At 67.4% G+C, this 22,026-nt stretch carries 18 protein-coding genes; 11 read left to right on the forward strand and 7 right to left on the reverse strand.

Annotation, left to right across the window (positions count from 1 at the left end; all coding sequences use genetic code 11):
- The first annotated feature begins 512 nt into the window (after positions 1-512).
- Both ACQY8B_RS22230 and ACQY8B_RS22235 read left to right on the forward strand, forming a co-directional pair.
- Positions 513-1,493 carry a ThiF family adenylyltransferase gene (locus ACQY8B_RS22230; protein WP_422088687.1) on the forward strand — a complete coding sequence of 327 codons (981 nt, stop codon included), beginning with the start codon at positions 513-515 and terminating at the stop codon, positions 1,491-1,493.
- Entirely contained in the window at positions 1,483-1,947 is a 465-nt protein-coding gene (locus tag ACQY8B_RS22235) for an HIT family protein (RefSeq protein WP_422088688.1), read from the forward strand. The genes ACQY8B_RS22230 and ACQY8B_RS22235 overlap by 11 nt, the downstream gene beginning before the upstream one ends.
- Before the next feature lie 6 nt (positions 1,948-1,953).
- On the opposite strand, the gene ACQY8B_RS22240 is transcribed toward ACQY8B_RS22235, so the two are convergent.
- From ACQY8B_RS22240 to ACQY8B_RS22255, 4 genes are read right to left on the reverse strand one after another with little or no spacing between them, the layout of a single operon-like run.
- Positions 1,954-3,198, reverse strand: a complete 1,245-nt coding sequence (locus tag ACQY8B_RS22240; RefSeq protein ID WP_422088689.1) for a CaiB/BaiF CoA transferase family protein — start codon at positions 3,196-3,198, stop codon at positions 1,954-1,956.
- Positions 3,199-3,210: 12 nt separating this feature from the next.
- A complete protein-coding gene (locus ACQY8B_RS22245) occupies positions 3,211-3,528 on the reverse strand; it encodes a polyhydroxyalkanoic acid system family protein (RefSeq protein ID WP_422088690.1) in 318 nt (105 codons plus the stop codon).
- Entirely contained in the window at positions 3,521-4,645 is a 1,125-nt protein-coding gene (locus ACQY8B_RS22250; RefSeq protein ID WP_422088691.1) for an aminopeptidase, read from the reverse strand. The genes ACQY8B_RS22245 and ACQY8B_RS22250 overlap by 8 nt, the downstream gene beginning before the upstream one ends.
- Positions 4,642-6,702: a molybdopterin-containing oxidoreductase family protein gene (locus ACQY8B_RS22255; RefSeq protein WP_422088692.1), complete on the reverse strand. Its 2,061-nt coding sequence runs from the start codon at positions 6,700-6,702 to the stop codon at positions 4,642-4,644. Before ACQY8B_RS22255 ends, ACQY8B_RS22250 begins: the two co-directional genes overlap by 4 nt.
- Before the next feature lie 51 nt (positions 6,703-6,753).
- On the opposite strand from ACQY8B_RS22255, the gene ACQY8B_RS22260 reads away from it, so the two are divergent.
- On the forward strand, positions 6,754-7,884 hold the full coding sequence (locus ACQY8B_RS22260) for an ABC transporter substrate-binding protein (protein WP_422088693.1): 1,131 nt from the start codon (positions 6,754-6,756) through the stop codon (positions 7,882-7,884).
- On the opposite strand, the gene ACQY8B_RS22265 is transcribed toward ACQY8B_RS22260, so the two are convergent.
- The 3 genes from ACQY8B_RS22265 to ACQY8B_RS22275 form a co-directional block, all read right to left on the reverse strand.
- Positions 7,874-8,968, reverse strand: a complete 1,095-nt coding sequence (locus ACQY8B_RS22265) for a M14 family metallopeptidase (protein ID WP_422088694.1) — start codon at positions 8,966-8,968, stop codon at positions 7,874-7,876. The genes ACQY8B_RS22260 and ACQY8B_RS22265 overlap by 11 nt on opposite strands.
- Positions 8,969-8,975: 7 nt before the next feature.
- Entirely contained in the window at positions 8,976-10,178 is a 1,203-nt protein-coding gene (locus ACQY8B_RS22270) for a M20 aminoacylase family protein (protein ID WP_422088695.1), read from the reverse strand.
- Positions 10,179-10,262: 84 nt separating this feature from the next.
- A complete protein-coding gene (locus ACQY8B_RS22275; RefSeq protein ID WP_422088696.1) occupies positions 10,263-10,784 on the reverse strand; it encodes a nucleoside deaminase in 522 nt (173 codons plus the stop codon).
- Between the two features lie 134 nt (positions 10,785-10,918).
- Between ACQY8B_RS22275 and argE the strand changes: the two genes are divergently transcribed.
- The 8 genes from argE (at position 10,919) to ACQY8B_RS22315 (ending at position 22,019) form a co-directional block, all read left to right on the forward strand.
- Positions 10,919-12,085 carry an acetylornithine deacetylase gene (argE, locus tag ACQY8B_RS22280; protein ID WP_422088697.1) on the forward strand — a complete coding sequence of 389 codons (1,167 nt, stop codon included), beginning with the start codon at positions 10,919-10,921 and terminating at the stop codon, positions 12,083-12,085.
- Between the two features lie 155 nt (positions 12,086-12,240).
- Complete coding sequence (locus ACQY8B_RS22285; RefSeq protein ID WP_422088698.1) at positions 12,241-13,464, forward strand: DUF445 domain-containing protein; 1,224 nt, start codon at positions 12,241-12,243, stop codon at positions 13,462-13,464.
- A 140-nt stretch (positions 13,465-13,604) separates the two neighbouring features.
- Positions 13,605-15,317 (forward strand): hypothetical protein, encoded by a 1,713-nt coding sequence (locus ACQY8B_RS22290; protein WP_422088699.1) that lies wholly within the window; start codon positions 13,605-13,607, stop codon positions 15,315-15,317.
- Between the two features lie 133 nt (positions 15,318-15,450).
- Positions 15,451-16,227 (forward strand): MHYT domain-containing protein, encoded by a 777-nt coding sequence (locus ACQY8B_RS22295; protein WP_422088700.1) that lies wholly within the window; start codon positions 15,451-15,453, stop codon positions 16,225-16,227.
- A gap of 96 nt (positions 16,228-16,323) precedes the next feature.
- Positions 16,324-17,934 (forward strand): acyl-CoA carboxylase subunit beta, encoded by a 1,611-nt coding sequence (locus ACQY8B_RS22300; protein WP_422088701.1) that lies wholly within the window; start codon positions 16,324-16,326, stop codon positions 17,932-17,934.
- Positions 17,931-19,883, forward strand: a complete 1,953-nt coding sequence (locus ACQY8B_RS22305; RefSeq protein WP_422088702.1) for an acetyl/propionyl/methylcrotonyl-CoA carboxylase subunit alpha — start codon at positions 17,931-17,933, stop codon at positions 19,881-19,883. The genes ACQY8B_RS22300 and ACQY8B_RS22305 overlap by 4 nt, the downstream gene beginning before the upstream one ends.
- A gap of 46 nt (positions 19,884-19,929) precedes the next feature.
- A complete protein-coding gene (locus ACQY8B_RS22310; protein WP_422088703.1) occupies positions 19,930-20,832 on the forward strand; it encodes an SDR family oxidoreductase in 903 nt (300 codons plus the stop codon).
- Positions 20,833-20,858: 26 nt separating this feature from the next.
- Positions 20,859-22,019: an acyl-CoA dehydrogenase family protein gene (locus ACQY8B_RS22315; RefSeq protein ID WP_422088704.1), complete on the forward strand. Its 1,161-nt coding sequence runs from the start codon at positions 20,859-20,861 to the stop codon at positions 22,017-22,019.
- Positions 22,020-22,026 lie beyond the last annotated feature (7 nt).

Below are 22,026 nucleotides of genomic sequence, written 5' to 3' on the forward strand. Positions count from 1 at the left end.
CAGTTCGAACACATCTAGCAGCCACAACGTTGCCGTGTTAGGCCTGCCCAGTTGCATATGTCTGCACGCACCCGAAACCTCAATCTCGACCTGTCGATATTCCGAGATTTTGTAACAAGGACCGCAACTTGCGAAAAAGTTCACATTAATCGAAGGGAAAGGAAAACGCCCGTTTGTTAACCCGTCTTTGAGATGCCAGACCATTTTCTCTGGCAATGCTCCATTCCGAGCACTTAACTCAAAAGGGAAACAATGAAAAAATCTTTGTCAACAGTTGGACTACTCCTGATTGCAGCGCAAGCGAATGCAATGCAGCACCCGCCAAAAGAAACCGTTCATCTGCCGAGATTTACATCCGAAATTTCACAGGCCGATACAACAGAAAGCACTACAATTGCAAGGTCAATTTTTTGCACGCCTTATGGTCTGAAGCCAGGCACCTTGAGCGCACGTTGTAATTAACTTTTATTCAAGAGGCTGATTAGAAATAATCAGCCTCTTTTATTTAAAAAATGAATTACTTTCAAAAAAACTGCGCAAAAGGTTTCGAAAAAATTGAAGGTGGAGTAATTTACGTCGACGGCGAAGAAATTGGACTCCTCAAACCTTCAACGCTCTGGGGCAAAGATATAAGGGGGAATTTTTATATTTCAGGCCCTTTAGGAATAGCCCAAACAACCGAAGATGATGGCGATACTTTCTGGCAGGCACTTTTGTCCACAGACTGTTTTCTCTTCGGCACGAAGTTTGAAATAGAAAACTGCCTGGAGCTATTAAAAAACCCTGACTCCAGCAGGACAACTTCATTTTTGGCAGCCAAAAGCAAGAATTGCGCCGACCTTATTTCAAAAGTAGAGAGATTAAAAAATGGACGGGTCTTGATCGTTGGCTGCGGAGGCATTGGCTCACTCACCGCAATCAATCTAGCAGGTGCAGGCGTCGGATACTTGGTTTTGGTCGACGGGGATAGTATCGAATTAAGCAATCTCAATCGACAATTTTTTTGGTGCCCAAGCGACAAAGGGAAAAAGAAGGCCCTTGTACTTCAGCGAGAGATTTTAAGCCGTTATCCAAGCATGAATTGCGAGGCAATTAGCGAATATCTTCAGGAAGAGAAAATTCGAGAAATTGCAACCTCTTTTCACGCTGTAGTTTTGACGGCGGATGAACCTCTAGGCCTCGGCAGCTCCATGCAGTCTAGTCCAAAAACTCTTTATGTTGGATGTGGATACATCCATCAACACATCAGTTTCGGAGTGAATGAATCGAAATTGAACAATACCGAGGAAATAAAATGGCAACGCACGCCTTTCTTTATTGGGCCTAGTTTTGGTCCAACCAATACAGAACTCGCGGGAATCGCCTCTTCCTATGTAATTCATTTCTTAGCTGAAGAACAACCTAAAAGCCTTGGCACACCACTAGGGTGCATTTGGGACGCGACTGAATTTCCTCGGCGAATATTTTCAACTACTGAATGTCATGAGCGCTGACTGCATTTTCTGCAAGATCATCGAAGGCCAGAGCCCTTCTCACACGATATGGGAGGACGAATCGCATGTCGCCTTCCTGTCGATTTTTCCGAATACCGAAGGCTGCTCGGTCGTGATACCGAGAAAGCACTCCCCGAGCTACGCATTCCATCTGGAAGACGACGCGCTGGCAGGCCTGGTCCTCGCCGCGAGAAAAGTCGGCCTGCTGCTCGATCGCGCCTTCGATGACGTCGGTCGCACCGGGATGGTCCTGGAAGGCTTCGGCGTCGACCACGTGCATGCCAAGCTTTTTCCCATGCACGGCACGCCCAAGCAAGGCAAGTGGCAGCCGATCAAGTCGAACGTCGACAGATATTTCACGCGCTACGAGGGCTACCTGTCGTCGCACGACCATGCGCGCGCAAGCGATGAAGCGTTGGCGATGCTCGCTGCACGCATCAGAGCTGCGGCCTGAAACGGACTACCCCACGATCCCGCGCGCACGCAGCGCGGCGATCTGCTCCTCGCTCAGCCCGATTTCCTTCAGCACCGCATCGGTGTCCGCTCCCACTGACGGTGCGTTGTGCCGGTGGCTGGCCGGCGTGAGCGAGAGCTTGGGCACGAATCCCGGCACGGCCAGCTTGCTGCCGTCGCTCATTCGCACCTGCTGCAGCATGCCGCGCGCCGCGTAGTGCGGATCGGCCGCGATGTCGGCGATGGTGTAGATGCGCCCGGCCGGCACGTGCGCCGCGTCGAGCGCGGCCAGCACTTCTTCCACCGTGTGCCGCGCGGTCCAGTCGCCGATGGCGGCGTCCAGCATCTCGACCTGCGCCACGCGCCCGGCGTTGCCGGCCAGTGCCGGTTCGGCGGCCAGGTCGGGCCGCCCGATGCATTCCATGAGCCTGCGGAAGATGCTGTCGCCGTTGCCCGCGACGATGGCATAGCCGCCGTCAGCGCAGCGGTAGGCGTTGGTCGGCGCAATGCCCGGCAAGGCGCTGCCGGCCGCCTCGCGCACCGCGCCGAAGGCGTCGTATTCGGGCAGCAGGCTTTCCATGCAGTTGAACACCGCCTCGTAGAGCGCCACGTCGATCACCTGCCCGCGGCCCTTGGGGTATTCGGCGCTCACCGTCGCATGCCGGTGCTGCATGGCCAGCAGCACACCGATCACGCCGTGCAGCGAGGCCAGTGTGTCCCCGATCGACACGCCCACGCGCACCGGCACGCGGCCCGGCTCGCCGGTGAGGTGGCGCAGCCCGCCCATGGCCTCGGCCACCACGCCGAAGCCGGGCCGGTCGCGGTACGGCCCGGTCTGGCCGTAGCCGCTGATGCGCAGCATGACGAGCGCGGGGTTGGCGGCCAGCAGCTCGTCGGGGCCCAGGCCCCAGCCTTCCATCGCGCCGGGGCGGAAGTTCTCGATCAGCACGTCGGCCTCGGCCGCGAGCTTGCGCACCACGGCCTGCGCCTCGGGCTCGCGCAGGTCGAGCGCCAGCGAGCGCTTGTTGCGCGACTGCACCTGCCACCAGACCGAGGTGCCGTCTTTCAGCAGCCGCCAGCTGCGCAGCGGATCGCCCGTGCCGGGCGGCTCGATCTTGAGGACCTCGGCGCCGAAGTCGGCCAGCGTGCGCGCCGCGAACGGCCCCGCGATCAGCTGGCCGAGTTCGATGACCTTGAGGCCGGCCAGCGGACCGGCGACATGAGAGGAGGAGGAGGTTGCCGTCGCGGTCATGCCCCGGACCGCTCAGGCCAGCCGGGTGTCGCCGCCGCCGGGCGCGCCGAGCAGCGCGTCGAGGTTGCGCGTGATCTTCTGCTCGATGACCTCGCTGAAGCTGCCGAACAAGAAGCCCAGCGTCGCGTCGAGCGTGAAGGTGTTGGCCGTGACCTCGACCGTGCCGTCGATGCCGGCGCGGGTGAACTGCGCCACGTCGCGGTCCTCGCCCTCGGTGTAGGCGCATTCGAGGCCGAATTCCTCCTGGGCCTGCTTCACCCACTGGCGCGCGACTTCGCGTGCGCCGGCAATGCCAAGCGCGTGGTTGCGTTCGATATGGATGTCAGGCACCGGGATCTTCCTTGTTGTCTTTGGGGCTGGAACGGGTCTGCAGCACGCCGCTGGCCGTCTGCAGCGCGGCGCGGCGCGCCTGCTCGGTCGACAGCGCGGCAATGCGCTTGACCTCAGTGTAGAAGCGCGGCCAGTCGCGGCCTTCACGCTCGAAGAGTTGCTCGAAGCTCGGCACCAGGTCGTCGTAGGCGCCCTGCGCACCGAAGGCCGCATTGTTGGCGCGCGCCACCCAGGCGTCGTAGGCGTTCTGGCGCGGGCCGCTCCAGCCGGCCTTCAGACTGGCGTAGCGCTCGCGGAAGTCGGCCATGGCGGCCTGCTTCATGGCTTCGACCCGGGTCCAGTCCTTGGCCTTGGCTTCAGGCGACTCGTAGACCTTCGTCAGCGCGCGGCGGGTGTCGAGCGCGAGCGCGCGGAAGTCCTGGCGCTGCCTGTCGAACTGAGCGTATTCGCGGCGGGCCGGCTCGCCGGCCTCGCGCTGCAGCCACATCGCGCCGCCGATGCGCTCGACCGCGGTGGCGTACGACTCGTTGAACACCGTGTCGCCCGGCACGTAGAGCACCTGGTGCGCGAGCTCGTGGAACACGATGCGCGCCAACTCGCCCTCCGGATAGCCGATGAAGGTGGACAGCAGCGGATCGCCGCCGGCCCAGTTCATCCAGCCGAGCGTGGAGTACGCCGGCACGGGGTAGACGGCCACCTCCATGCCTTCTTTCTTCTGCGCCTCGGCTTCAGTCCTGGCCGAGGCTTCGTCGTAGTAGCCGCGATACCCCACGCAGCCCGCCACCGGGAAGCACCAGCTCTTGAGCGTGAGCGAATACGGCGGCGCGGCCACCACGTTCCACACGGCGGCGGCGCGGTGCAGGTCGGCGTACGACTTGTAGCTGGGGTTGTCGGGCAGGCCGAGCTCGGAAGAAGCGAAGCGGCGGATGCGCTGCGTGAGTTCGAGCTTGGCTTTCAGCGCCGCGGACACCGCCGGGTCGGCCAGCCACTCGGGCACGGGCTTGGCGGCCCGCATGATGCCGATGTGGCCGCTGGCCGACTGCCAGTAGTAGCCGAGGTCGGCACAGCCGGTCAGGAACACCGAACCGGCCAGCGCGAGCGCTGAAAGCAGCTTCACGCCTTCTCGACCTCGACGAGGCAGTCGTAGAAGGTGGGGCCGCGGCCGATGTCGGTCAGGCGCTGGCTGGTGAGTTCGTTGACGTTGGTGCCGTCCATGCCGAGCTTGCGCCACCAGATGCCCATGCCATGCACCACGCCCTGGCGTGCGCGGCGCGAGACCTCGGCGCGGCAGCGGTGCTCGCCGCGCTTGTTGAACACGCGCACCAGGGCGCCGTCCTCGATGCCGCGCGCGGCGGCGTCGGCCTCGTGGATCTCCAGCAGCGGCTCGACCTCGATGGCGCGCAGGCTCGTCACGTTGACGAAAGTCGAATTGAGGAAGTTGCGCGCCGGCGGCGAGATCATGGCCAGCGGGAACTCGGTCGAGCTGCCGGCCGGCTCCCAGTTGGGCACATGGTCGGGCAGGCCGTTCATGCCCATGGCCTCCAGCCGCGCGCTGAAGAATTCGCAGCGGCCCGAAGGCGTGGGGAACTTGCCTTCGGCGAAAGGCGCTTGCGGCAGCTTCAGGCTGGTGAAGCCTTGCTCCAGCAGCTGCGGGAAGTCGATCGCGTTCTCGGCGAAGGCGGTGCGGCACAGCGTCTCGTCGGAATCGGAGAAGCAGGGCTCGTCGAAGCCCATGCGGCGCGCCAGCTCGCGGAACACCCAGGCGTTGCTGCGGGCCTCGCCGCGCGGCGCCATGGCCGGGCGGTTCAGCAGCACGTCGGTGTGGCCGTAGCTGCAGTGGATGTCCCAGTGCTCCAGCTGCGTGGTGGCGGGCAGCAGGTAGTCGGCGTAGTCGGCGGTGTCGGTGCGGAACTGCTCGAGCACCACGGTGAAAAGGTCTTCGCGCGCGAAGCCCGCCGCCACCTTGGCCGATTCGGGCGCCACCGCCACTGGATTGCTGTTGTAGACCACGATGGCCTTCACCGGGGCGGCGGTGTCCAGCAGCGCGTCGCCGATGGTGCTCATGTTGATGGTGCGCGGCTTGCGCCCGGCCAGCAGGTCGGGGCGCTGCAGCGCGGCGCGGTCGACCGGGTAGTGGCCCGAGCTGCTCAGCAGCAGGCCGCCCGCGCGGTCGCGCCAGGCCCCCACCAGCGCCGGCAGGCAGGCGATGGCGCGGGCCGCGTTGCCGCCGCCGCGCACGCGCTGCATGCCGTAGTTCAGACGAATGGCGGCCGGCTTCGTGGTGCCGTAGGCCCTGGCCAGCGAGACGATCTGCTCTTCGGGGATGCCGCAGACTTCGGCCGCGCGCGACGGCGGCCACTGCAGCGCGCGCTCGCGCAGCTGCTCCCAGCCCAGCGTGTGGCTGGCGATGTAGTCGTGGTCGAGCCAGTCGTGCACGATCAGCTCGTGCATCAGGGCCAGCGCCAGCGCGGCGTCGGTGCCGGGCAGCAGCGCGATGTGCTCGTCGCACTTGTCGGCGGTTTCGGTGCGGCGCGGGTCGATGCACACCAGCCGGGCGCCGGCGCGCTTGGCGGCCTGGGCGTGGCGCCAGAAATGCAGGTTGCTGGCGATGGAGTTGCTGCCCCAGATCAATATGAGCTTGGCCTCGGCGAAGAACTCGATGCGCATGCCGACCTTGGCGCCCAGCGTGTAGACCATGGCCTCGCCGCCGGCCATGGAGCAGATGGTGCGGTCCAGCAGGGTGGCACCCAGCTTGTGGAAGAAGCGCCGGTCCATCGACTCGCCCTGCACCAGGCCCATGGTGCCCGCATAGCTGTAGGGGACAATACCTTCGGGTTTTCCCTGTAATACTCGAAGATGCGCGGCGATGTCGTCCAGCGCGGCGTCCCAGCTCACCGGCTCGAACTGGCCGCTGCCCTTGGGTCCGACGCGCTTGAGTGGCTGAACCAGCCGCTCGGCGTGGTCGTTGCGCTCTATGTAGCGCGACACCTTGGTGCAAAGCACGCCGCCGGTGTGCGAATGCGCGGCATTGCCCTGCAGCTTCACGGCCACGCCGTCCTTGACTGTGGTGACGAGCGCGCAGGTGTCCGGGCAGTCATGGGGGCAGGCCCCCAGCACGGTGGACGTGGCGGGCGGGGGTGCTTCTTCGAGCAGGGAATCCGGTGCGTGGGGCATCGGGCAAGTCTAATTTGTGCGCGAGTCAGAGCGCGGGAGTGGGTTTTCAACATGACGATGAATCGACGACATTTTTCGCTGGCCGCCGGCGCGGCCGCCGCTCTGGGCGGCTTCGGCATCGCCCGGGCACAGGGCGACACGCCCCTGGTGCTGGGCCAGTCGGCGCCGTTCAGCGGGCCGTCCGCCCAGCTGGGCATCCAGTTCAACCAGGGCGCCAAGCTGTTCCTGGACCAGTACAACGCCCAGCCGGGCCGCCGCAACCTGGTCATCAAGAACCTCGACGACGGCTACGAGCCCGACCGCTGCGCCGCCAACACGCAGAAGTTCATCGAGGAAGACGTGTTCGCCCTGTTCGGCTATGTCGGCACGCCGACCAGCCTGGCGGCGCTGCCGCTGGCGGTGAAGGACAAGGTGCCCTTCGTGGCTCCCTTCACCGGCGCGATGTCGCTGCGCGAGCCCTTCCAGAAGAACGTGTTCCACCTGCGCGCCTCGTACAACGACGAGACGGCGCTCATGGTGAAGCAGCTCACCCACCTGGGCCTGAAGAAGATCGCGGTCTTCTACCAGAACGACGCCTACGGCAAGGCCGGGCTCGACGGCGCGACGCTGGCGCTCGGCGAGCAGCAGCTCAAGCCGGTCGCACTGGCCACCGTGGAGCGCAACTCGGCCGACGTGGCCCAGGCCGTGAAGACGATCGTGGCGGCGCGGCCCGACGCGGTGGTGCAGGTGGGCGCGTACAAGGCATGCGCGACCTTCATCCGCGAGGCGCGCAAGGCGGGCTACGGCGGCACCTTCTTCAACATGTCCTTCGTGGGCACGCAGGCGCTGGCGGACGAACTGGGCAAGGACGCGGCCGGCGTGATGATCACCCAGGTGGTGCCCTCGCCCTACAACCAGGCCAATGCGCTGGCACGCGAGTTCGCCGAAGCGGTGCGCAAGGCCGGCAACGGCGCGAGCGCCAATTTCTCGAGCATGGAAGGCTACCTGGCCGCGAAGGTGCTGGTCGAGGGCCTGCGCAAGGCGCCGGGCAAGCCTGCGCGCGAGAGCCTCATCGCAGGGCTGGAGAGCATCGACCGTCAGCAGTTCGGCGGATTCGAGGTGTCGTTCTCCTCGAAGAACCACGTGGCTTCGAAGTTCGTCGAGCTGTCGATGCTGACCGGAGACGGCCGGGTCAGGACCTGAGACCGTCCACGGCCTGGAACATCGCCTGGCGGGCCTGGCTGACGATCTGCCCGCGCCACGCATCGGTGTCGGTATAGAAGGCCTCCACCATCCGCGCGCGGATCGAATCCGCGAGGTCGGCCGGCGCATCCGGGTGCTTGTGCAGCCAGTGGTCGGCGCGCAGCGCGCCCGTCACTTCCAGGATCGGCAGCGTGCCGTATTCGAGCGCGATGCCGGTGTACTCGGCCTGCGGGCACTCTTCGTACATGGCGTCCCACATCAGCCCGCGCAGCAGCGCCGAGGTTGACGAGCCGTCGTAGATCGACGTGACCGGCGCGGCCGGCGTGCCCCACCAGGCGTTGGCGCGGGCGTAGGCGACCTTGTCGTCGCGGCAGGCGAAGATGCGCTCGCCCAGGCCGCTCGGGCCCAGGCCCGTGTGCAGGTCGATCCAGGCCACGCGCCGGGCCTTGCCCGCATGGCGCTTCAGCACGCCGCGAATAGTCTTGTTGCTCCAGGTCGGCGCCTTGCCGCCGAAGAACAGGCCGTCGTCGAACTGGTACTGGCCGCTGGTGACGGCCGCCTGGTAAGCGGTGGCGCCGTGCTTCTCGATCCACTTGGCCACGGCCGCCTGGTTCTCGGGCGTGGGCGGCCAGGTGGCGGGCAGCAGCAGTTCGTGCAGCTTGGCGTAGGGCTCGTTGACCGGCACCGGCTTCGAGAAATCGATGAAGTTGCGGTTCAGGTCGACGTTCTCGTGCGTGACGCGCCGGCCGTACGAAAAGCCGTGCGGGTTGAGCGCATGCACGTACAGCACCGCCACGCCCTGTGCCTTGGCCTTCTCGCGCCATTCGGCGTCGTGCAGCGCGAACACCTGCACGCCGCTGCCGCAGTGGCCTTCCACGCCGTGGCAGGCGCTGGTGACGATCAGCAGATGCTCGGCATCGGCATTGCCGTCGAGCGCCACGTCCATCGACAGCTCTTCGCCGTCGCGCCCCTTGAGCGGATGCGCATGCGGCTCGACCGTGAGGCCGGCGCTCACGCAGGCCTGCAGGAACTTCTGGCGCGCCTGCGCGTAACGCGGCGAAAAGGCTTCGGGAATGGCGATCATCGGGCGGTCACTCCGCGGCGGCGCCGGGCTTGAGGAACTGCTCGGCAATCTGCACCCAGCAGGTGGCGCCCAGCGGAATGAGATCGTCGTTGAAGTCGTAGCTCGCGTTGTGCAGCGTGCACGGGCCTTCGCCGTGGTGCACGTCGCGGTGCGCGCCGTCGCCGTTGCCGATGAATGCATAGGCGCCGGGCTTGGCCTGCAGCATGAAGGCGAAGTCTTCCGAGGTCATGGCCGCTTCCTGCTTCAGCACGTTCTCGGGCCCGACGATGCCGCCCATCACGCGGCGCGCGAAGTCGGCCTCGGCCTCGGTGTTGACGGTGGGCGGGTAGTAGCGCTCGAAGCGGAACTCGCAGGTGGCGTCGTGCGCGGCGCAGATGTTGTCGGCAATCTGCTTCATCTTCGCTTCGATCAGGTCGAGCACCTCCAGCGAGAAGGTGCGCACCGTGCCCGACAGCTCGCAGTTGTCGGGGATCACGTTGTTGGCTTCGCCCGCATGGATGGTGGTGACCGAGATCACGGCCGAATCGGTCGGCTTCATCTTGCGCGTGAGGATGGTCTGGAAGGCCTGCACGATCTCGCAGGCAATCGGCACCGGGTCGATGCCGGTCTGCGGCAGCGCCGCATGGCCGCCCTTGCCGACCACGTTGACGAAGAACTTGTTGCCCGACGCCATCACCGGGCCGGGGCTCACCGCGAACTGGCCGGCCTTCATGCCGGGCCAGTTGTGCATGCCGAAGACGGCGTCCATGGGGAACTGCTCGAACAGCCCTTCCTTGATCATTTCGCGGGCACCGCCGCCGCCCTCTTCCGCCGGCTGGAAGATCAGGTACACGGTGCCGTCGAAGTTGCGGTTCTTCGCCAGGTGCTGCGCGGCCGCCAGCAGCATGGCGGTGTGGCCGTCGTGGCCGCAGGCGTGCATCTTGCCGTGGTGCTTGCTGGCGTGGGCGAAGGTGTTGAGCTCGGTGACGGGCAGCGCGTCCATGTCGGCGCGCAGGCCGACGGCGCGGTTGCTGGTGCCGTTCTTGACGATGCCCACCACGCCGGTGGTGCCGAGGCCCCGGTGGATGGGAATGCCCCATTCGGTGAGCTTGCCTGCCACCACGTCGGCGGTGCGGACTTCTTCGAAACAGAGTTCGGGATGGGCGTGGAGGTCACGCCGCACGGCGGCGATGCCGGCCGCCTGCGTGACGAGCGAATCGATGAGTTTCATGGCGTGGAGGTCTCAAAATGCCAGTCTATCCACTCTGCCCGCGCGAGGCACCGCGTAGATACACGCAAGCCCGCGCGCACCCGCTCAGTGCGCGGCATGCCAGAAGCCCCGGTGCGGTGCGGCCGCCTCGTCCTCGAGCAGCGGGCCGACCACCTCGACCTTGTGCTGCCCGCGCACGAACACCTCGCGGCAGGGCAGCGAGAAGGTCGGGTTCTCGGGGTGGTCGCCGGTCAGGCCCAGCAGCGTGTGTTCCGACAGCGCATAGACCACGCGGCCGATGTTCGTCCAGTAGATGGCGCCCGCGCACATGCAGCAGGGCTCGGCGCTGGTGAACAGCGTGCAGCGCGCCAGTTGCTCGGGCGTGAGCAGCCGCGCGGCCTGCGCGGCGGCCACCAGCTCGGCGTGCTGCGTGGGGTCGCCCTCGGGCGGCATGGAGTTGTTGCCGGCGCTGGCGACGACCTCGCCGTGCTCGTCGGCCACCAGCGCGGCGAAGGGATGGCGACCGCGCGCCTTCGATTCGTCCGACAGGCGGATGGCCATGCGCAGCAGTTCGAGGTCGCGCGGCGATAGCTCGGCCGGCGTGGCGGGATGTGCGTGAGCGTTCATGGAAATGTTCGGGATAAAAGAGAAAGGGCGGCATGCCCCGGATCGATGCACCACAAGCGTGGCAGATCATCGCCGAGAGCCCGGCGGCATGGGCATGTGCACGCATCGTGCCGACTTCCGGGAGAATGCAGCGCATGCTCCACACGCTTTCCCCCCAAAGCCTCCTGCTGGCCCAGACCCTGGTGCGCATGAACACCGTCAGTGCCAACAGCAACCTCGAACTGATCGACTTCGCGCAGAGCCATCTGAAGGCCCTGGGCGTGCAAAGCCGCATTACCTACAACGCCGAGCGCACCAAGGCCAACCTGTTCGCCACGCTGGGCGAAGGCAAGCCGGCCGGCGTCATCGTCTCGGGCCACACCGACACGGTGCCCTGGGACGGACAGGACTGGAGCGTCGACCCGCTCTCGGCCGTCGTGCAGAACGAGCGCCTCTACGGGCGCGGCTCGGCCGACATGAAGAGCTTCATCGCCATCGCGCTGGCCAATGCCCATCGCTTCCTCGAAAGCGACTCGCCATTCGCGGTGCACTTCGCCTTCAGCTATGAAGAAGAGATCGGCTGCTTCGGCGTGAAGGAACTGATCGCCGACATGCGCGACGCCGGCATCAAGCCGCTGGCCTGCATCGTGGGCGAGCCCACCAGCATGGTGCCGGCCATCGCGCACAAGGGCGTGTACCGCTACAAGTGCTGCGTGCGCGGCAAGGAGGCGCATTCGTCGCTCACGCCGAAGTCGGTCAACGCCATCGAGATGGCGGCGCGCGTGATCGGCAAGGTGCGCGACATGGCGGAAGACTTCGAGCGCAACGAACCGCGCTACGAGGGCTTCGACGTGCCCTTCAGCACCGCCAGCGTGGGCCAGTTCCACGGCGGCATCGCCGACAACGTGGTGCCGCGCGACGCGGAGTTCCGCTACGAGTTCCGCGACCTGCCGACCGCCGATGCCAGGCGCATGCAGGCCGACGTGGTTGCCTATGCGGGCAGCATCGAGCCGGCGATGAAGAAGGTGGCGCCCGACGCAGGCTTCAGCTTCGAGACGATCTGCGAAATTCCGAGTTTCCTGGGCGCGGCCGACAACCCGGTCACCAAGCTGGCGCAGCGCCTGTCGGGCGAAGAAGGCACCACGCTGGTGGCTTTCGGCACCGAGGCGGGCCTGTTCAAGAACGCCGGCATTCCCACGGTGGTGTGCGGGCCGGGCAGCATCGAACAGGCACACCAGCCCGACGAGTTCGTGAGCCTCGAGCAACTCGCGCGTTGCGAGCTGTTCATGGAGCGGCTGGCTTCTTCTCCTGCCATCGGCTGACGCGTGTCGGCCGGGTTTGTGGTCCGTCGGTTTTCGGGGCTCGCTCACGCCGGCGGGGACATTCGCGGAGGGGAGCACCCGGTGGCCTGCGCACTCGCCCCGGACAAATCCGACACGGCCCTCAATTGACAGAACAAAGCAACGGCCTGCAGCAAATGAAGCGCATCGCACTAGGCCTGCTGTGCGGCGCCGCCGTGCTCTACGCGGTAGCCAGCGTGCTGCATGCGCAGCACCCCGCCTGGGGCTACGTCGCCGCGTTCGCCGAGGCCGCGATGGTCGGCGCCATTGCCGACTGGTTCGCGGTGGTGGCGCTGTTCCGCCATCCGCTGGGCCTGCCGATCCCGCACACGGCCATCATCCCCAGCAACAAGGACCGCATCGGCGCCAAGCTCGCCGGCTTCATCTGCGACAACTTCCTGAGCACCGCGCAGGTGCTCGGCAAGCTGCGGGAATTCGACACGGCCGGCCGCATCGCCGGCTGGCTGGCCCGGCCCGAGAGCGGTCAGAAACTCGGCGAATGGGGCGTGGCCGCCACGCGCTACGGCCTCACCGCCTTCGACGACGAACGCGTGCGCGACTTCATGGGCCGCGCCGCCGCGGCCGGCCTTGAAAAAATCGACCTTTCGCGCCTCACCGGCCAGGCGCTCGATGCGCTCACCGCCGGCGGGCGCCACCAGGCGCTGCTCGACGACGTGCTGCAGCAGGTGGCCGGCCTGCTCGAAGGCGAGGAGGTGCAGGCGCACATCACCGAAGCCATTGCGCGCGAGATCAAGACGCTGCGCTACGTGGGCCTCGACCAGGTGGCCGCCAAGCTGGCCACCCGCAAGATCGTGGCGGCCGTGGCGCACACCATCGGCGAGCTGGCGGCCGAGCCCGACCATCCGATGCGCCGGCGCTTCGACCACTTCGTCGACGACTTCGTGGTGCGCCTGAAGCTCGACCCCGAGTTCCAGCAGCGCGGCGAGCAGATCCGCGCCGAACTCATCGCGCACCCGGCCCTGGGCGACTACCTGCACGGCCTGTGGGGCGAACTGCTCGCGTGGCTGCACGAAGACCTGGGCCGCGGCGACTCGACCATCCGCCGGCGAATCGCCTCGATGGCAGGCGCGCTGGGCACCCGGCTGCAGGGCGACGAGGCCATCCGCCGCTGGATCAACGAGCAGATCGAGGCCGCCGCGCCGCTGGCCATCGAGCGCTACCGCGAGGACATCCGCCGCTACATCGAGCAGCGCGTGGGCGAGTGGAACGCGCAGGAGATGACGGTGGAACTGGAGCGGCACATCGGGCGCGACCTGCAGTTCATCCGCATCAACGGCACGCTGGTGGGCGGACTGGTGGGGCTGCTGATCCATACCGTCACGCAGTTGCTGCGCGGCTAGGCCGCGGCTGAATGGCGGCTGAAGGATGCGGGTAATCCACAGCAAACGAAAGTCCGCATCCTGTCCCAGGCGCGACGCCGTGGACACGTTCGCCTCCTAGACTGCTTCGCGATTACAGAAACAGAAGAGGAGAAGAACCCATGTCCCGCAGATACCTTCGCGCTGCCGTGATGGCCGCACCCCTCGCCCTGCTGGCCGCCTGCGGCACGGTGATGCCGCCGGCCTCCGCGCCGCCCTCGTCGGCAGCGCCGGCTGCTTCGCCCCCACCGCTCGCTCCGACGACGCCGCCAACGCGCCCGGCCGCATGGGCGGCGCCCGAGGCGCTGGTGGCGCCATCGTCGTTCGCGGGCGTGCACGGCCTGGCGATCGACGCCAAGGGGCGGCTGCTCGCGGGCTCGGTGCTGGGCAACACGCTGTGGGAGGTCGATCGCGCCACCGGCGCCGCCAAGGTGCTGATCGACGCGCCCGAAGGCCAGGCCGACGACATCGCCGTGGGCCCGAACGGCGAACTGGCGTGGACCAACTACCTCATGGGCAAGCTGCGCTACCGCGAGCACGACGGCGCACCGCTGCGCGTGCTGGCCAAGGACCTGCCCGGGCTCAACTCGCTCGACTTCGACCGCCGTAACGGCAAGCTCTACGCCTCGCAGGTGTTCCTGGGCGACGCGCTGTGGGAAATCGACCGTGCGGGCCAGAAGCCGCCCCGGCTCATCAAGAAGGACATGGGCGGCTTCAACGGCTTCGAGGTCGGCCCCGACGGCATGCTCTACGGGCCGCTGTGGTTCAAGGGCCAGGTCGTGAAGATCGACCCCGCCGACGGCCGCATGGCGGTGATCGCGGATGGCTTCCAGGTGCCGGCCGCCGCCAACCTCGACGGCAAGGGCAACCTCTGGGTGGTCGATGCGCGCAGCGGCGAGCTGGTGCGGGTGGAGCTGGCCAGCGGGCGCAAGACCGTGGCCAAACAGCTGCGGCCCTCGCTCGACAACCTGGCCATCGCATCGGACGGCACGATCTACGTGTCGAACATGGCCAACAACGAGATCCAGGCCTTCGACCCCGCCACCGGTGCGCTGCGCACGCTCACCAGCGGCAAGGTGGCGGTGCCGGCGGGCATGAAGATCGACGGCAACGACCTCTGGGTGGCCGACGTCTTCGGCTTCCGCCGGGTCGACGTGCGCACGGGCGAGGTGCAAGACGTGTTCCGCATGCAGCGCGACCCGGAGCTCGACTATCCATTCGCGGTCGGCCTGTCGCCCAGGCTGTTCGCGCTGAGTTCGTGGTTCACCGGCTCGGTGCAGCTGGTCGACCGCCAGACGCTCAAGACCGTGGAAGTGATCCACGGCCTGAAGGCGCCCTTCGACGCCATCCCCATGCCGGACGGCAGCGTGATCTACGCCGAGATCGCCACCGGCAGCATCACCCGCGCCAGCGGGCCGAAGTTTGCCGAAAAGTCAGTGCTTGCCAGCGGCCTGAGCGGCCCGGTGCAGATGGTGCTGGGCCAGGACGGTGCGCTCTACGTGACCGAGGCGGCCGGCAAGCTGCTGCGCATTCCGCTGGACGCCAGCGCGCCGCTGCGCACCGTGGCCGACGGACTGGCGCTGCCCGAGGGCCTGGCGCAGACCCCGTGGGGCAGCTTCATCGTGGCCGAAAGCGCGGCGCGCCGGCTGGTCGAGATCGACCCGGCCGACGGCAGCCGACGCACCGTCGCGGACAACCTGCCGATCGGCCTGGCGCCCGGCCCGGGCCTGCCGCCGCCTTATGTGGTGACGGGCGTTGCCGTGGGCGCCGACGGCACCGTCTACATGGCGGCAGACCGCAACAACGCGATATATCGAATTCGCGCCGCAAGGTAGGTAACAAGAAGTGTAATTTCCCTGTTTACTTTTTAAAACAAACATTACAAACTGATCGGGACGTCCCAACGGCGTCCCGATCGCATCCGGTTGTCGGGGTCTGCGAGGCGTTTTCTTCTTGAAAGGGAGCTGCATGACTCCGCTTGTCGCAGGCCAATTGCTCTCGCCCGAATACACCCCGGGCATGGTCGCCCTCTCCTTCCTCATCTCCTTCGCCGGCTCGCTGGTGGCCTTGATCTGCGCGCGGCGCATGATCGGGGCCGACGGCAAGCCCAACCTCGCCGTCGTGGCCTGCGCCGCCGTGGCGCTGGGCGGCATCGGCATCTGGTCGATGCATTTCATCGGCATGCTGGCGTACCGGCTGCCGGTGCCCGTCTCTTACAACATGCCGCTCACGGTGGTGTCGCTGGTGGCGGCCATCCTGATCTCGGGCATTGCGCTCTACATGGCCGGCGGACGGCGCCACTTCAGCCGCTCGGGCTGGCTGGCGGGCAGCCTGCTGGCCGGGCTCGGCGTGTGCGTGATGCACTACATGGGCATGTACGCCATGAACATGCGCGCATCGATTTCCTTCGACATCGCGACGGTGGGGCTGTCGGCGCTGATCGCCGTCACCGCTGCCGCCGCCGCGCTGTGGCTGGCGTTCAACCTGCGCAAGTTCACGCACCAGGTCGCGGCCGCCGCGGTGATGGGCGTGGCGGTGTGCACCATGCACTACGTAGGCATGAGCGCGGCCAGCATGATCTGCACCGCGAGCGCACCCGCCGACGCATTGGCCATCGGCGGCAGCTACATGGGCCTCATCGTGTTCGGCACGGCCGGCGCGGTGCTGATCTTCATCTACTGGGTGGTCACCGGCAACAGCCTCGACACGCCGGTCGCCGCCGGGCGGCGCCCGCACCCGGGCTGACGCGCGCCGGCTGACCAGCCAATTGGCGCAAGCGGGCGCGAGGGCCCGCTTCTACAGTCTGTGCAGAACGAAAACACACGATCCGCACAGACTCCCATGCCCGTCATCGAATCCCGGCTGCACGCGGCCAGCGACACCTTCCAGGCCAACCGCACCGGCATGCTCGCGCTGCTCGAACAGGTGCTGGCGCACGAGGCCCGCGCCGCGGCGGCGTCGGGCGCGTCGGCCGAGCGCTTCGCAAGGCGCGGGCAGCTGCTGCCGCGCGAACGCCTCGCGCTGCTGCTGGACACAGGCGCGCCCTTCCTGCCGCTGGCCACGCTCGCGGGGCTGGGCCACGACAACCCTGATCTGTCGAAGAGCGTGCCCGGCGGCGGCCTGCTGTCGGGCATCGGCCAGGTGTCGGGCGTGCGCTGCATGGTCAACGCCTCCGACTCGGGCATCGACGCCGGCGCGCTGCAGCCCATGGGCCTGGACAAGCAGCTGCGCGTGCAGGAGATCGCGCTGGAGAACAAGCTGCCCTATGTGCAGCTGGTGGAAAGCGCCGGCGCCAACCTGATGCAGTACCGCGTGCAGGACTTCGTGCGCGGCGGCAACATCTTCCGCAACCTCGCGCGGCTCTCGGCCGCCGGGCTGCCGGTGGTGACGGTGACGCACGGCTCCTCGACCGCCGGCGGCGCCTACCAGACCGGCCTGTCCGACTACATCGTGATGGTGCGCGACCGCACCCGCGCCTTCCTGGCGGGCCCGCCGCTGCTGAAAGCCGCCACCGGCGAGATCGCCACCGAAGAAGAACTGGGCGGCGCCGTGATGCACACCCACATCTCGGGCCTGGGCGACTACCTGGCCGAAGACGACCGCGACGCCATCCGCATCGCGCGCTCGATCCTCGGCGGCATCGACTGGGCACGCGACGAAGCGCCGCGCCAGTTCGCGCCGCCGCGCTACGACGCCGAAGACCTGCTGGGCATCATGCCCAGCGACGGACGGCGGCCGGTGGACATGCGCGAGGTCATCGCGCGCATCGCCGACGGCTCGGAGTTCCTGGAGTTCAGCGAACACTACGGCAGCGCCACTGTCTGCGGCCACATCCGGCTAGAAGGGCATGCGGTCGGCATCGTCACCAACAACGGCCCGATCGACTCCGACGGCGCGACCAAGGCCACGCACTTCATCCAGGCCTGCTGCCAGTCGCGCACGCCCATCGTCTACCTGCAGAACATCACCGGCTACATGGTGGGCCGCGCGCACGAGGAGGCCGGCATCATCAAGCACGGCGCCAAGATGATCCAGGCCGTGACCAACGCCAGCGTGCCGCAGATCACGCTGCACTGCGGCGCCTCCTACGGCGCAGGCAACTACGGCATGTGCGGCCGTGGCTTCGCGCCGCGCTTCTGCTTCAGCTGGCCCAACGCGCGCACCGCGGTGATGGGCGGCGAACAGGCCGCGAAGACCATGGCCATCGTGGTGGAGGCCGGCATGGCGCGCAAGGGCGCCGTGGACCACGCGAAGATCGACGCGATGCAGCAGCAGGTCGTCGAGCGCTTCGACCGGCAGATGAGCGTCTTCACCACCAGCGCGCTGCTGCTGGACGACGGCGTGATCGACCCGCGCGACACGCGCGCGGTGCTGGCCGAGGTTCTCTCGGTATGCCGCGACGCCGATGCGCGCGTGCCGCAACCCATGCAGTTTTCGGTGGCACGGCCATGAGCACGAATTTCCGGAAGATCCTGGTTGCGAACCGCGGCGAGATCGCGGTGCGCGTGATGCGAACCGCGCGTGCCATGGGCTGGCGCACCGTTGCCGTTTACTCCACCGCGGATGCCGACGCCGAGCATGTGCGGCAAGCCGACGAGGCGGTGTGGATCGGCGAATCGCTGCCCGCGCAGAGCTACCTGAACATCGCCGCCATCATCGACGCGGCACGCACGAGCGGCGCCGATGCGGTGCACCCCGGCTACGGCTTCCTCGCGGAGAACGCCGCGTTCGCGCGGGCCTGCCGCGACGCGGGGCTGGTGTTCATCGGGCCTTCTCCGGAAGCCATCCGCGCGATGGGCGACAAGGCCGGCGCCAAGCGGCTGATGCAGGCGGCGGGCGTGCCGTGCATTCCGGGCTACCAGGGCGAAGACCAGGGCGCCGCCAGGCTAGCGGCGGAGGCTGAGCGCATCGGCTGGCCCGTGATGATCAAGGCGACGGCGGGCGGCGGCGGGCGCGGCATGCGGCTGGTCGCGTCAGCCGCAGGCTTCGCGGAGGCGCTGCAGAGTGCGCAGTCCGAGGCGCTCAATGCCTTCGGCGACGCGACGGTGATCCTGGAGCGCGCCATCGTCGCGCCGCGCCACATCGAGATCCAGGTGTTCGCCGACCGGCACGGCAATGCGATCCACCTCGGCGAGCGCGACTGCTCGGTGCAGCGGCGGCACCAGAAGGTGATCGAGGAAGCGCCCTCGCCCGCCGTGTCCGACACACTGCGCCAACGCATGGGCGCCACCGCCGTCGCCGCTGCCAAGGCCATCGCCTACGAGGGCGCGGGCACGCTCGAATTCCTGCTCGACGCCGACGGCCAGTACTGGTTCATGGAAATGAACACGCGCCTGCAGGTGGAGCACCCGGTGACAGAGGCGGTGACCGGCCTGGACCTGGTCGAGCTGCAATTGCGCGTGGCGTCAGGCGAGCCCCTGCCGCTGGCGCAGCAGGACGTGCGCATCGCCGGCCACGCCATCGAAGTGCGGCTGTGCGCCGAAGACCCGTTGCAGGGCTTCATGCCGCAGAGCGGCACGCTTGCCGCATGGCGGCCTTCACCGGCGCTGCGCACCGAACATGCGCTGCGCGACGGCGCGGCCGTGCCTCCGTTCTACGACTCGATGATCGCCAAGCTCGTGGCGAGCGGCCGCACGCGCGACGAAGCCCGCCGCAAGCTGATCGCCGGCCTGGCCGACACCGTGGCGCTGGGTGTCGCGACCAACCAGCAGTTGCTGCAACGCGCGCTTTCGCACGAGGTGTTCGCCGGCGGCGGTGCGACGACCGCCTTCATCGCCGATCACCTCGATGCGCTGCTTGCGCCCGATGCGGCTACCGACACACAGGCTGCCTTGCTGGCCGCGCTGCTTCTGCAACTGGGCGAGCGCGGATGGCCCTCCCCGCTCGCGCACACGCTGCCGAACGCGCTGCGCTTTTCGCTCGACGACGCGGTGCATGCCGCCCGCGTGACGCCACGCGGCGCGGGCCGCTTCGACATCGCGCTCGACGAGACGGCGCCGGCACAGGTCGCATTGCTCGCGCCGCCCGGCGACGGCACGGTGCGCTTTTCATGCGGCGGGCTTTCGGAGCAGGCCTTCGTCGTGCGGGACGAGGGCCGCGTGAGTTTCCATTTCCGCGGCCGGGCCTTCCAGCTGGACGACCTCACGCATGCCGCCGTCGCGCGCGCCGATGCGGCGGGCGGCGACGGCCTGCTGCGCGCGTCGATGAACGGCCGCGTCATCGCGCTGCTCGCGGCCGAGGGCGACACCGTCGCCGCCGGGCAGCCGCTCGTCACGCTGGAGGCCATGAAGATGGAGCATGTGCATTGCGCCCCGCGCGCCGGCCGCGTCGCCGCGCTGCACGTGGCGGTGGGCGCGCAGGTCGCGGCCCGCCACGTGGTGGCCGAGATTGCCGACGCCTGATGAAACCGGTCGCAGCCATTTACGCAGTTTCCAGAAAGCAATTCGAATGAACGCATCTCCTGCGAGCTACCGCTCGATCTTCACGCCCGGCCTCTTCGGCGGGCAGGTCATCGTGGTGACGGGCGGCGGCTCGGGCATTGGCCGCTGCACGGCGCACGAACTCGCATCGCTCGGCGCGCAGGTCGTGCTGGTCGGCCGCAAGCCGGAGAAGCTGGAAGCGGTGAAGGCAGAGATCGAGGCCGCGGGCGGCAAGGCCGCCACGCAGGCCTTCGACATCCGGCAGGAAGACGCGGTGCAGGGCGCCGTGGCCGCCATCGTCACGGCGCATGGCCGCATCGACGGACTGGTGAACAACGCGGGCGGCCAATACATCACGCCGCTGGCGGACATCTCGGCCAAGGGCTGGGAGGCGGTGATCCACACCAACCTCACGGGCGGCTTCCTGGTCGCGCGCGAGTGCTTCGTGCAGAGCATGCGCGCGCACGGCGGCGCCATCGTCAACATCGTGGCCGACATGTGGGGGTCGATGCCCAACATGGGCCACAGCGGCGCGGCGCGCGCGGGCATGGTGAGCTTCACCGAGACCGCCGCGCTCGAATGGGCCGCGAGCGGCGTGCGCGTGAACGCCGTGGCGCCGGGCTACATCGCGTCGAGCGGCATGGACCACTACCCGCCAGAGGCCGGCGACATGCTGCGCGCCATGCGCAAGACCGTGCCCGCGGGCCGCTTCGGCACCGAGGCCGAGACCTCCGCCGCCATCGCGTTCCTGCTGAGCCCCGCGGCCAGCTTCATCAGCGGCAGCGTGCTGCGCGTGGACGGCGCACGGCCGCAGGTGCGCATGGGTTGGCCGATGGCGCTGCCGGACGCGCAGGCACGGCAGCGCCCCGCCGTGAAGCCCTTCGACGGATTCCACCTCGCGCAGACGCCGCGCGTGTTCCAGGACAAGTGAAGAACGAAAGACCGGAGACACACCTCATGCAGTACACGCACGAACACCTCGAGATCCAGAAAACGCTGCGCCGCTTCATCGACGAAGAAATCAACCCGCGCGTGGACGAATGGGAAGAGGCCGAGATCTTTCCCGCGCACGAGGTCTTCAAGAAGCTCGGCAACCTCGGCCTGCTGGGGCTGAACAAGCCCGAGGCCTTCGGCGGCGGCGGGCTCGACTATTCGTACGCGATGGCCATGGCCGAGGCGCTGGGCCACATCAGCTGCGGCGGCGTGCCGATGGCCATCGGCGTGCAGACCGACATGTGCACGCCGGCGCTCGCGCGCTTCGGCAGCGACGAGCTGCGCCGCGAGTTCCTGGCACCGGCCATCGCGGGCGACATGGTCGGCTGCATCGGCGTGAGCGAGCCCGGCGCGGGCAGCGACGTGGCGGGCCTGAAGAGCCATGCGCGCAAGGACGGCGGCGACTACCTCATCAGCGGCCAGAAGATGTGGATCACCAACAGCCTGCAGGCCGACTGGATGTGCATGCTGGTCAACACCAGCGACGGCCCCGTGCACCGCAACAAGTCGCTCGTGATGGTGCCGATGGACAGCCCCGGCATCGAGAAGGCGAAGAAGATCCGCAAGATCGGCATGAATTCGAGCGACACCGGGCTCATCTACTTCGACAACGTGCGCGTGCCGCAGCGCTACCGCGTGGGCGAGGAAGGCCAGGGCTTCGTCTACCAGATGCAGCAGTTCCAGGAAGAGCGGCTGTGGGCGGCCGCGAGTTCGCTGGAGCCGATGGAAGACTGCATCGCGCAGACCATCGAATGGGCGCAGCAGCGCGGCATGTTCGGCGCCACGCTGGCCGACCAGCAGTGGGTGCAGTTCAAGCTGGCCGAACTCAAGACCGAGGTGGAGGCGCTGCGCGCGCTCACCTACCGCGCCTGCGATCTGCATGTGCAGGGCCAGGACGTGCTCGAACTCGCGTCGATGGCCAAGCTCAAGACCGGGCGCCTCACGCGGCAGGTGGCCGACACCTGCCTGCAGTTCTGGGGCGGCATGGGCTTCACGCTGGAGAACCGCGTGTCGCGGCTGTACCGCGACGGCCGGCTGGGCTCCATCGGCGGCGGCGCGGACGAGGTGATGCTGGGCATCCTCGCGAAGACCATGGGCATCGCCAAGCGGCCGCCGCGCGGTTGAACACGGC

The sequence above is a fragment of the Variovorax sp. genome, from assembly GCF_965279555.1.
Classification (GTDB): Bacteria; Pseudomonadota; Gammaproteobacteria; order Burkholderiales; family Burkholderiaceae_C; genus Variovorax.